A 10,632-nucleotide genomic window follows, 5' to 3' on the forward strand; every position below is an offset into this window, starting at 1 on the left:
GCTCTATCCAGCTGAGCTACGGGGCCTGGCCGCCGGCGGTGGTAGCAGGAGCCTCGCCGGTCGTCCACGGGAGAGTCGGGCAGACCGCGTGCCGGAGCCGGGCCGTCAGCCGCCGGCGGCGCGGCGCTCCGGGGCCGGCGCGGCGGCGATGCCGCGGGCGCCCTCGGCGATCAGCCGGGTCACGAGGTCGGCGTAGTCCGCCCGGGTCAGGCCGGCACCGGGGCGGAACCAGAGATAGTGCCAGTTGACCATGCCGAAGAACGACATGGTGACGGGCTTGAGGAGCGGCGTGCCGGCGAGGTGGGGCGCCACCCCGGCAATCGCCTCGGAGAAGAGGCGCACCAGCTCGCGCTCGCTCGCCTTCAGCTCCGCCTGCCGCTCGGGGGCGAGCAGGCCGAGGTGGTTGATCTGCACCTTGTGCTGCGCGTCGGCGTCCCGGTAGGCCTCGAGCAGGGCCTCGGCGAGGCCGCGCAGGCGCGCCTCGGGCGGCAGGCCCGGGCGATCGGCGGCCTCGACGGCCTCCAGCAGCTCCTCGAGATGCAGCCGGATCACGTCGAACAGAATCTCGTCCTTGTCGCGGTAGTAATGGTAGAGGTTCGCCTTCGAGACGCCGCAGGCCTCGGCGATCCGGCTCATCGAGGCGCGGTCGTAGCCGTGGGCGGCAAACAGCTCGGCCGAGCGATCGAGGATCGCCCGGCGCTTGTCGTCGTAGTCGGTGGCGCGGGTGCGGGCCATGAGGTCTCGTCGCTGCTGGTCTCGTGTTACTCGCGGGGGCGCCGGTCGACGACGCGGCGGGCCTTGCCCAGCGAGCGCTCGATGCCGCCGGGCGGCAGCACGTCCACCGTCGCGGTGATTCCGATCGTGTCCTTGACCGCTTGGCAGAGCCGCTCGGCCGCCGCCTCGCGTAAGTCCGCGATGTCGGCCTCCGGCCGCGCCTCGACGCGGATGGTCATGGTGTCCATCCGGCCCTCGCGGGCCAGCACCACCTGGTAATGCGCCGACAAAGCCGGGATCGTCAGGATCTTTTCCTCGATCTGGCTCGGGAAGACGTTGACGCCGCGCACGATCATCATGTCGTCGGAGCGCCCGGTGATCTTCTCCATCCGGCGCATCGCCCGGGCGGTGCCGGGGAGGAGCCGGGTCAGGTCGCGGGTGCGGTAGCGGATCACCGGCATCGCCTGCTTGGTGAGCGAGGTGAAGACCAGCTCCCCCTCCTCCCCGTCCGGCAGGACCGCGCCGGTCTGCGGATCGACGATCTCCGGGTAGAAATGGTCCTCCCAGATGTGCAGGCCGTCCTTGGTCTCGACGCATTCGCTCGCGACGCCCGGTCCCATCACCTCGGACAGGCCGTAGATGTCGACGGCGTGGAGGTCGAACGCCTCCTCGATTTCCTGGCGCATCGCGTTGGTCCAGGGCTCGGCCCCGAAGATGCCGACCTTGAGCGAGGAGGCCCGCGGATCGAGCCCCTGGCGGCGGAACTCGTCGAGGATCGCCAGCATGTAGGAGGGCGTCACCATGATGATGTCGGGCTTGAAGTCCTGGATCAGCTGGACCTGGCGCTCGGTCATGCCGCCCGACATCGGGATCACCGTGCAGCCGAGCCGCTCGGCACCGTAATGGGCGCCCAAACCGCCGGTGAACAGCCCGTAGCCGTAGGCGACGTGGACCAGCATCCCGGGCCGCCCGCCCGCCGCCCGGATCGAGCGCGCCACCACATCGGCCCAGGTGTCGATGTCGGCCTTGGTGTAGCCGACCACCGTCGGCTTGCCGGTGGTGCCCGACGAGGCGTGGATGCGCGCCACCTCCTCGCGCGGCACCGCGAACATGCCGAACGGATAATTCGCCCGCAGGTCCGCCTTGGCGGTGAAGGGGAAGCGGGCGAGGTCGGGGAGGTCGGAAAAGTCGCGCGGGTGGACGCCGGCCTGATCGAAGGCGGCGCGGTAATGGGGCACGTTGGCGTAGGCGTGGTGCAGGGTCTCGCGCAGCTTCTCGCGCTGCCAGGCGGCGAGGTCCGCCCGCGAGGCGGTCTCGAACCGGTCGAGCTCGGCGGCGTCCGGCACCATGCGGGCGAGCTTGCGGGGGGCGATCTGGAGCATGGCGTTTCTCCCTGACTGAATTTTTATGAAGTTCTACCTTCGATCATCGACAGTTCTGACACCCTCGTCGTCATCCCGGGGCTCGCCGGAGGCGTGAACCCGGGATCCATAACCGCTGACGGTGCAGGACTTGGTGGCCAGCCCTCCACCTCTTCCTGACACGTCGGCGGCGATGGATCCCGGGTTCCGCTTACGCGGCCCCGGGATGACGCGGGGGTGGAAAACTGGTGGATCGATCAGCCGGAGGCCGATCCCCCCTCCTCCGCCAGCACCGTCCCCGGCACGGTGCGCGAGTGCCCGCGGAACTCCGCCACCACCCTCCCCTCCGCGTCGGTGACCGTCACGTCGTAGATCCCGGAGCGCCCCTCGCGCACCCGCTCGACGGCCCGGGCCGTCAGCACCTCGCCGCGCATCCCCGGCCGCAGGAAGGTGACGGCGCAGTGCTGCGCCACCGCCCGCTGATCGTAGGCGTTGCACGCGAAGGCGAAGGCCGAATCGGCCAGCGCGAAGAGGAAGCCGCCGTGGCACGAGCCGTGGCCGTTCGTCATGTCGTCGCGCACCCGCATCGACAGGACCGCCTCGCCGGGCCCGGCATGGTCGAGGGTCATGCCGAGTCCCTGGCTCGCCCGGTCCTCGGCCCACATCGCCTCCGCGCAGGCGCGGGCCAGGGCCTCGGGGCTCACCGCTTGCGCCCGGTGAAACGGGCGGGACGCTTCTCCAGGAAGGCGGTGACGCCCTCGCGGTAATCCGGCGAGCGCCCGGCCTCGCCCTGCAGCTCGCTCTCGACCTGAAGCTGCGCGTCGAGGTCGTTCGTCTCCGAGGCGTCCAGCGCACGGCGGATCAGGGCGAGGCCGTAGGTCGGCGCCTGCGCCAGTTGCGCGGCCAGCCGATGCGCCTCGGCCATCAGCTCGGCATCGTCGATCACCCGCCAGATCATGCCCCACGCCTCCGCCTGCTCGGCGGTGATCGGCTCGGCGAGCAGCGCCATGCCGCGGGCCCGGGCCCGGCCGGCGAGGCGCGGGAGCAGCCAGGTGCCGCCGGCATCCGGGATCAGCCCGAGCTTGGCGAAGGCCTGGAGGAACTTGGCCGAGCGGGCGGCGAGCACGAGGTCGCCGTGGAAGGCGAGGCTGGCGCCCGCGCCCGCCGCGACCCCGTTGACGGCGCAGATCAGCGGCATCGGCAGGTCGCGGATCTGCCGGACCAGGGGGTTGTAGAAGGCTTCGAGCGTGCGCGAGAGGTCGGGCTCGACGTCGGGCGCGAAGTTGCGCGCCGAGAGGTCCTGGCCGGCGCAGAAGCCGCGGCCAGCGCCCGTGAGGATCAGCGCCCGGCACTCCGGATCGGCGGCGGCGTCGCCGAGCGCCGCGCGTAGCGCGAGGTGCAGCGGCTCGTTGAAGGCATTGAGCCGGTCGGGCCGGTTGAGGACCAGCATGCGGTAGCCGGCATGGCGCTCGACCAGCACCGGGGTCTCGCTCGTCTCGCTCATTCGGTTCCGTCCTCCCCGCCCCGCCATGTCGGCTTCGAGAAGCCGCCGGCGCGATCTATTGACCAACCGGACGGTAAATTATAAAGCTGCGCGGGTGAAGTCAAACGCGGCCTCTTAGCCGAACGCCAGGGTGGACGGGCGCCGCGCGGACTTGCAAAGCACGACCGGACGGGCTCAACGAAGCCCGGGACGCCAGCGACCGGATTCCAACCGGCGCGGCCCGAAGGGGAGGACATGACCATGAGGCGCATCGTCTGGGCGCTCGCCCTCGCCGGCACCGTGCTGGCCGGACCCGTGCTGGCGCAGCCGATCAAGATCGGCGTCACCATCGCCAAGACCGGCCCGGCGGCCTCGCTGGGTATCCCGCAGGCCAATACCGTGACGCTGCTGCCGACCGAGATCGGCGGCCAGAAGGTGGAGTGGATCGTCCTCGACGACGCCACCGACACCACCAAGGGCGTCGCCAACGCGCGCAAGCTCGCGAGCGACGATCACGTCGACGCCATCGTCGGCTCCTCGGTGACGCCGGTCTCGCTGGCGCTGATCGAGGTCGCGGCCGAGGCCAAGGTGCCGCTGATCAGCCTGGCGGCCTCCTCCAAGATCGTCGCCCCGATGGACGACAAGCGCCGCTGGGTGTTCAAGGCGCCGCAGAATGACGGCCTGATGGCCGAGGCGATCGCGGCTCACATGGCCAAGGCCGGCGTGAAGTCGGTCGGCTTCATCGGCTTCAACGACGCCTATGGCGACGGCTGGCTCGCCGAGATCACGCCCCGGCTCGAGGCCAAGGGCATCAAGCTCGCCGCGACCGAGCGCTACGCCCGCACCGATACCAGCGTCACCGGCCAGGTGCTCAAGGTGATGGCGGCGCGTCCCGACGCGGTGCTGATCGCCGGCTCGGGCACCCCGGCGGCCCTGCCGCAGAAGACGCTCAAGGAGCGCGGCTACGCCGGCAAGTACTACCAGACCCATGGTGTGGCCAATGCCGACTTCCTGCGCGTCGGCGGCAAGGACCTCGAAGGCACGGTGCTGCCGGCCGGCCCGCTTCTGGTGGCCGAGCAGCTTCCGGAAGCGAACCCGGTGCGCAAGGTCGCCCTCGACTACACCAAGGCCTACGAGGCGAAGTTCGGGGCGGGCTCGCTCGCGACCTTCGGCGGCCACGCCTACGACGCGCAGGTGCTCCTGGCGAACGCGATTCCCGTCGCGCTCAAGACCGCCAAGCCCGGCACCCCTGAATTCCGCTCGGCGTTGCGCGACGCGATCGAGGGCCTGAAGGACGTCGTCTACACCAACGGCGTGGTCAACATGACCCCGACCGACCATGTCGGCCAGGACGACCGCGCCCGCGTGATGGTGACGATCGAGAACGGCAAGTGGAAGCTGCTGCCGGCGACGAATTGACGGGCGGCTGCGTGATCTGTTCGGAGATCTCTTAAAGCGCGGGATCCCCTCTCCAGGCGATGCCGGGCTTGCCCGGTATCGCTGCAAGGTGTGGGAGAGGGGGACGCGCTTAAATTCCCTCGGATCGATCAAGCAGAACCCGTGTGAGATCGCCCAAGCCTCAGGATGAGGTCGTGGGTGGGACCATCTGAAGAAAAAACTTTCCCAAAGACGCCCAGGATACCCTTCCGTGGACGCCACGATCCTCCTTCTCCTCCTCCAGGACGGCGTCGTGAACGGCGCGATCTACGCGCTGATCGCCCTGTCGCTGGTCCTGGTCTTCACCGTCACGCGGGTCATCCTCATCCCGCAGGGCGAGTTCGTCGCCTACGGGGCGCTGACCCTGGCGAGCCTGGAGGCCGGCACCCTGCCGGGCACCGTGCCGCTGCTCCTCGGCCTCGGCGGCCTCGCCTTCCTGGCCGATTGTGCCGAGGGACGGCACAGCCTCGACGGGCGCGGGCTCCTGCGCCTCGCGCTCCGGGACCTCGCCCTCCCGGGGATCGTTGCCGCTTCGGCCTGGATCCTGGCGCCGATGAAGCCCGGGCTCTTGATCGAGATCCTGGTGACGCTCGCCATCGTGACCCCGATGGGCGGCTTCCTGCACGCGGTGGCGTTCCGGCCGCTGGCGCATGCCTCGGTGCTGGTGCTGCTGATCGCCTCGGTCGGCGTGCATCTGGCGCTGACGGGCCTCGGCCTCGTCTTCTTCGGTGCGGAAGGGTCGCGCACCCCGCCCCTGTCGGAGGCCTCGTTCCCGGCCGGGCCCCTGCTCATCAGCGGGCAGTCGCTGTGGATGATCGGGCTGACGCTGGCGATCATCGTCGGCCTGTGGCTGTTCTTCTCGCGCACCCTGCTCGGCAAGGCGCTGATCGCGACGGCCGTCAACCGGCTCGGCGCCCGGCTGATGGGCATCGCACCCGCGCTCGCCGGCCGGCTCAGCTTCTCGGTCGCGGCCTTCATCGGGGCGCTGTCGGGCGTGCTGATCGCGCCGCTCACCACCGTCTATTACGACACCGGCTTCCTCATCGGCCTCAAGGGCTTCGTCGCGGCGATCATCGGCGGGCTCGCGAGCTATCCGGCGGCCGCCGCCGCGGCGATCCTCGTCGGCATCATCGAATCCGTCGCCTCGTTCGAGGCCAGCGCCTTCAAGGAGGTGATCGTGTTCATGGCGATCATCCCGGTCCTGCTCTGGCGCTCCCTGCGCTCGGCCCCGGTGGAGGACGAGGAGTGACCATGCCCACCCGTCTCGCCCCCACTCCGCTCCTGACCGGCCTCTTCACCCTCCTGGTCGTCGCCCTGCCGGTCCTGCCCGGCGTGCCGCCGTTCTGGCTCACGCTGATGACCTATGCCGGCCTCTCGGCCATCGTGGTCACCGGCCTCGTGGTGCTCACGGGCGTCGCCGGCATCACCTCCTTCGGGCAGGCGATGTTCGTCGGCATCTCGGCCTACGCCACGGCGCTACTGACCACGCAAGGGGGGCTCTCGCCCTGGCTGTCGCTGCCGGTGGCCCTGGTGCTGTCGGCCGTCGCCGCCTGGGCGATCGGCGCCATCACGCTACGCCTGTCGGGCCATTACCTGCCGCTCGGCACGATCGCCTGGAACATCTCGTTCTTCTACGTGCTCGGCAACACCGACGCGCTCGGCCGCTACGACGGGCTCACCGGCCTGCCGCCGATCTCGCTGTTCGGCCATCCGGTGCTGGGCGGCGGCGAGGCGATGCTGCTGACCTGGGGATTTCTGGCGCTGAGCCTGTGGCTCACCCACCGCCTGCTGCGCTCGCGCACCGGCCGGGCGATCCGGGCGCTGAAGGGCGGGGTCGTGGCCGCGGAATCCTTCGGGGTCGACACGGCGCGGGTGAAGATCGTCGCCTTCGTCTATGCGGCGATGCTGGCGGCGCTCTCGGGCTGGCTCTACGCCCATATCCAGCGCGCCATCAACCCGACGCCGTTCGGCATCAATGCCGGCATCGAGTACCTGCTGATGGCGGTGATCGGCGGGGCCGGCTCGATCGGCGGCGGCGTGTTCGGCGCCGTGCTGGTGACGGTGCTGAAGGACCAGCTCCAGAACGTGCTGCCCCTGGTCTTCGGCGCACAGGGCAATTTCGAGGCGATCGTGTTCGGGGTCCTGCTGGTGCTGATGCTCCAGCGCGCGCCGGATGGCCTGTGGCCGTTGATCGTGCGCCGCTCGGTCGCCGCGCCACCCGAGCGCGGGCCGGCGCGCGAGCCCCTGGCGCCGCGCCCGGCCGCCGCACCAGGCACGGTCCTGCTGGAGGCCGCCAACCTCAAAAAAACCTTCGGCGGGCTCGTCGCGGTCAACGACATCGGATTCGCCGTGAGGGCCGGCGAAGTAGTGGCGCTGATCGGGCCGAACGGTGCGGGCAAGAGCACCACCTTCAACCTCGTCACCGGCGTGGCGCGGCTGACCTCCGGGGCGGTCCGGCTCGGGGGCCGCGAGGTGACCGGCCTGCCGGCCCGCCGCATCGCCCGGCTCGGCTGCGCCCGCACCTTCCAGCACGTCAAGCTCGTCGCCGGCATGTCGGTGATCGAGAACGTGGCGCTCGGCGCCCATCTGCGCGGCTCGGCCGGCCCATTCCGCGGCGCGCTCGGGCTCGATGCGGCGGAGGAGGCGGCGCTCTTCGCCGAGGCCGAGAGCCAGCTCGCCCGGGTGGGATTGACCGCCTGCCGCGACCTGCCGGCGGGCAGCCTGGCGCTCGGCCAGCAGCGCATCGTCGAGATCGCCCGGGCGCTCTGCCTCGGCCCCCAGCTCCTCCTCCTCGACGAGCCGGCCGCCGGCCTGCGCCACCAGGAGAAGCAGAGCTTGAGCGATCTCCTGCGCCGCCTGCGCCAGGAGGGCCTCGGCATCCTGCTCGTCGAGCACGACATGGATTTCGTGATGGGCCTCGCCGACCGGCTGGTGGTGATGAACTTCGGCGCCAAGCTGTGCGAGGGCGCGCCCGCCACGGTCCGCCGCGACCCCGCGGTGGTCGAGGCCTATCTGGGGAGCGCCGCATGACCGTTCCGATGCTCGAGGCGCAGGCCCTCTCCGTCGCCTACGGCAAGGTCGAGGCGGTGCGGGGCGTCTCGCTCAGCGTCGCACCCGGCCGGCTCGTCACGGTGCTGGGCGCCAACGGCGCCGGCAAGACCACGCTGCTCAACGCCCTGATGGGCGTGCTTCCGGCCCGCGGCCGCATCCTGTTCGAGGGGCGCGACCTGACGCGGCTCCCCGTCGAGGCCAGGGTGGCGCTGGGCCTGAGCCTGATCCCCGAGCGCCGCGAGCTGTTCTCGACCATGAGCGTCGAGGACAACCTGACGCTCGGCGCCTTCCGGTTCCGCAACACGGCAAAGGGCCGGGGAGGCGGCGGCGACCTCGGCGAGATGTACCGGCTCTTCCCCCGCCTGGCCGAGCGCCGGCGCCAGCAGGCCGGCACCCTCTCGGGCGGCGAGCGCCAGATGCTCGCCATGGCCCGGGTGCTGATGGGCCGCCCGCGCCTCCTGATGCTCGACGAGCCGAGCCTCGGCCTCGCCCCCCTCATCGTCGCCGAGGTGATGCGCACGGTGGCGCGCCTGCGCGACGAGGGGGTGGCGATCCTGCTCGTCGAGCAGAATGCCCGCGCGGCGCTCCGGATCGCCGATCACGGCTACGTCCTCGACGGTGGCCGCGTCGTGCTCGAGGGCGACAGCCGCACCCTTCAGAACGATGCCCGGGTGGCCGAAACCTACCTCGGGAGCCTCGGGGCCGAGGCGGGACCGCCCGACCGGATCGTCGCGGCGGGCTGACCCGAGGGTCCGCCCCGGAAGGCCGGCGGCTCCGCGGGCCGGGAGCGGCTCCACCCGCCAGGGCCGCATCCGCGGGCGCGCGGGATGCAACCGCGCCCTCCCCGCGCGGATCCGCCATCAAGGGCTTGCCGCCACCGCGCTCCCCGGGTACCTACGGACAGGTTTCGCGTCATCGTTCTTGCGGCTGGGTCCTTCGGCCCGCTAGCGGGCCAAGCGCCAGGACGCCGAAGACGAAGCCTGAGGGCCTGTAGCTCAATGGTTAGAGCCGACCGCTCATAACGGTCTGGTTGCAGGTTCGAGTCCTGCCGGGCCCACCACCATTTCCGGAATCCCTGACAATCTTGTGCAGCTTCGACCGCGGCGTCGAAACATCCGCTACGACGTGGATGATCTGCTTCATCAACGATTGGAAGTCGGACCAAACATCCGGGACCCGGGCAGCGCGCATCCGGCGCGGCGGATCTTCACATACGTGATGGAACAGGCCGGAAGCAGCCGTTAGCCTCTCAACGGTCGCGGCATTGCGTGCCCGACCGTCCCCGCTGGCCCGGTCCTCGACCGGGTGGACGACCATCGGGGATGCTGCCGAGGCCCCCAACTCGACTTGGACGCCCTGCTCGCTCCCGCCGGCAGGGCCTCTTTTTGCGCCGCCTCACGGGCGACGATGCCGCGTTGTCAGCGCGCCGCGATCTTCTCATCCTGGCCCCACCGGCGGATCGCCGGCATCCCCTTGGTCGGACGCGCGCGGGAGGAGCGGCATGGAGGATTACCGGGCCGAGTTGCTGCGCCAGGTCCGCCTCGGCGACATCGCCACCGGCGAGGCGGCGGGCGCTTGCCTGCCGGGCCTGCTGCGCCGCCTGACGCATCACGAGACCCGCGCCGGCACCGCCGCGCTGCCCTGGCGCCTCTATCACCGCTGGCGCCGCGACAGCCTGCGCCGGCAGGTGGCCGATGCGCGCTGGCACGTCGAGCAGGGCCGGGCCGCCCGGATGGGGGACCTGGCCGCGCGGCGCTGAAGACTGCTTACGCGCAGCTCTCGGCGATCAGCCGGCGCAGGAAGGCGGCGCACTCGGCGAGTTCCGCGGTCTCGACGTACTCGTCCGCCTTGTGGGCGCGGGCGATGTCGCCGGGGCCGATCACCACCGAGGGCACGTCGCCGAGGCTCTGGAAGAGGCCGGCCTCGGTGCCGTACGAGACCTTGGCGTGGCCGTTGCGGCCGGCAAGCCGCTTGGCGACCGTGACGAGGGGCGCATCGGGAGCGATGTCGAGACCCGGATAGTCGATCACCGGCTCGACCGTGAGGCCGCAGGCCGGATCGCGCGCCTGCATCTCGGGCACCAGCACGTCGCGGGCATAGGCCAGCACGGTCTCGGCGAGGCCACGCGGGTCGTCGGCCGCGATGGCCCGGAACTCGAACCCGACGGTGCAGCGGTCGGGCACGATGTTGAGCGCCGTGCCGCCCTGGACGAGGGCGGTGAGCCCGGTCGTGTGGGGCACGTCGTAGAGGTCGTCGCGGGCGCCGTCGCGGGAGAGACCCTCGGCGGTCAGCCGCACCCGCTCGATGAAGCGGGCGGCGTACTCGATCGCGTTGACGCCGGTGGGCGCCAGCGCCGAGTGGCAGGCCCGGCCCCGGAAGGTGACCTTGGCGCCGTACTTGCCCTTGTGGCCGATCACCACCGCCATCCCGGTCGGCTCGCCGACGAAGCAGCCGAGGGGCTTCACGCCCCGCTCCCGCATCTGGGCGATGAGCGGGCGCACGCCGAGGCAGCCGACCTCCTCGTCGTACGAGATCGCGAGGTGCAGCGGGCGGGTGAGCGGCGCGGCCGCCATCTCGGGCAGGAGC

General features: G+C 71.2%; 10 protein-coding genes and 1 tRNA gene. 6 read left to right on the forward strand and 5 right to left on the reverse strand.

Translation table 11 applies throughout. The features are described 5' to 3' along the window. Window positions 1-105 precede the first annotated feature (105 nt). From QR78_RS30665 to paaG, 4 genes are all read right to left on the reverse strand, one after another. Window positions 106-735, reverse strand: a complete 630-nt coding sequence (locus tag QR78_RS30665) for a TetR/AcrR family transcriptional regulator (protein ID WP_048431418.1) — start codon at window positions 733-735, stop codon at window positions 106-108. Between the two features lie 26 nt (window positions 736-761). Continuing rightward, window positions 762-2,096: a phenylacetate--CoA ligase PaaK gene (gene paaK, locus QR78_RS30670; RefSeq protein WP_048431419.1), complete on the reverse strand. Its 1,335-nt coding sequence runs from the start codon at window positions 2,094-2,096 to the stop codon at window positions 762-764. A 236-nt stretch (window positions 2,097-2,332) separates the two neighbouring features. Beyond that, the gene (gene paaI, locus QR78_RS30675) at window positions 2,333-2,740 is read right to left on the reverse strand and encodes a hydroxyphenylacetyl-CoA thioesterase PaaI (RefSeq protein WP_082171680.1); all 408 of its coding nucleotides are present in this window, start codon (window positions 2,738-2,740) and stop codon (window positions 2,333-2,335) included. 35 nt (window positions 2,741-2,775) lie between these two features. Then, window positions 2,776-3,579 carry a 2-(1,2-epoxy-1,2-dihydrophenyl)acetyl-CoA isomerase PaaG gene (gene paaG / locus QR78_RS30680; protein WP_048431421.1) on the reverse strand — a complete coding sequence of 268 codons (804 nt, stop codon included), beginning with the start codon at window positions 3,577-3,579 and terminating at the stop codon, window positions 2,776-2,778. A gap of 240 nt (window positions 3,580-3,819) precedes the next feature. On the opposite strand from paaG, the gene QR78_RS30685 reads away from it, so the two are divergent. The 6 genes from QR78_RS30685 to QR78_RS30710 all read left to right on the forward strand — a co-directional run bounded on the left by QR78_RS30685 (window position 3,820) and on the right by QR78_RS30710 (window position 9,805). Further along, window positions 3,820-4,977, forward strand: coding sequence for an ABC transporter substrate-binding protein (locus QR78_RS30685; protein ID WP_048431426.1), 1,158 nt, complete (start codon window positions 3,820-3,822; stop codon window positions 4,975-4,977). A 229-nt stretch (window positions 4,978-5,206) separates the two neighbouring features. Then, window positions 5,207-6,244 carry a branched-chain amino acid ABC transporter permease gene (locus QR78_RS30690; RefSeq protein WP_048431422.1) on the forward strand — a complete coding sequence of 346 codons (1,038 nt, stop codon included), beginning with the start codon at window positions 5,207-5,209 and terminating at the stop codon, window positions 6,242-6,244. A 2-nt stretch (window positions 6,245-6,246) separates the two neighbouring features. After that, entirely contained in the window at window positions 6,247-8,025 is a 1,779-nt protein-coding gene (locus QR78_RS30695) for a branched-chain amino acid ABC transporter ATP-binding protein/permease (protein WP_048431423.1), read from the forward strand. After that, complete coding sequence (locus QR78_RS30700; RefSeq protein WP_048431424.1) at window positions 8,022-8,789, forward strand: ABC transporter ATP-binding protein; 768 nt, start codon at window positions 8,022-8,024, stop codon at window positions 8,787-8,789. The genes QR78_RS30695 and QR78_RS30700 overlap by 4 nt, the downstream gene beginning before the upstream one ends. Before the next feature lie 241 nt (window positions 8,790-9,030). Further along, window positions 9,031-9,106 (forward strand) — tRNA-Ile (locus tag QR78_RS30705). A gap of 441 nt (window positions 9,107-9,547) precedes the next feature. Then, window positions 9,548-9,805, forward strand: a complete 258-nt coding sequence (locus QR78_RS30710; RefSeq protein ID WP_048431425.1) for a hypothetical protein — start codon at window positions 9,548-9,550, stop codon at window positions 9,803-9,805. Window positions 9,806-9,812: 7 nt separating this feature from the next. Here the strand turns inward: QR78_RS30710 and QR78_RS30715 are convergent. Beyond that, on the reverse strand, window positions 9,813-10,632 hold an 820-nt coding region (locus QR78_RS30715), incomplete at its 5' end, for a M20/M25/M40 family metallo-hydrolase (RefSeq protein WP_048431427.1).

It is taken from the genome of Methylobacterium indicum, from assembly GCF_001043895.1.
In the GTDB taxonomy this organism is placed as follows: domain Bacteria; phylum Pseudomonadota; class Alphaproteobacteria; order Rhizobiales; family Beijerinckiaceae; genus Methylobacterium; species Methylobacterium indicum.

What these genes read in the sequence shown, in the direction of transcription:
- QR78_RS30665 (WP_048431418.1), bottom strand. Translation starts at nt 735, where the DNA reads ATGGCCCGCACCCGCGCCACCGACTACGACGACAAGCGCCGGGCGATC.
- paaK (WP_048431419.1), bottom strand. Translation starts at nt 2,096, where the DNA reads ATGCTCCAGATCGCCCCCCGCAAGCTCGCCCGCATGGTGCCGGACGCC.
- paaI (WP_082171680.1), bottom strand. Translation starts at nt 2,740, where the DNA reads ATGTGGGCCGAGGACCGGGCGAGCCAGGGACTCGGCATGACCCTCGAC.
- paaG (WP_048431421.1), bottom strand. Translation starts at nt 3,579, where the DNA reads ATGAGCGAGACGAGCGAGACCCCGGTGCTGGTCGAGCGCCATGCCGGC.
- QR78_RS30685 (WP_048431426.1), top strand. Translation starts at nt 3,820, where the DNA reads ATGAGGCGCATCGTCTGGGCGCTCGCCCTCGCCGGCACCGTGCTGGCC.
- QR78_RS30695 (WP_048431423.1), top strand. Translation starts at nt 6,247, where the DNA reads ATGCCCACCCGTCTCGCCCCCACTCCGCTCCTGACCGGCCTCTTCACC.
- QR78_RS30700 (WP_048431424.1), top strand. Translation starts at nt 8,022, where the DNA reads ATGACCGTTCCGATGCTCGAGGCGCAGGCCCTCTCCGTCGCCTACGGC.
- QR78_RS30710 (WP_048431425.1), top strand. Translation starts at nt 9,548, where the DNA reads ATGGAGGATTACCGGGCCGAGTTGCTGCGCCAGGTCCGCCTCGGCGAC.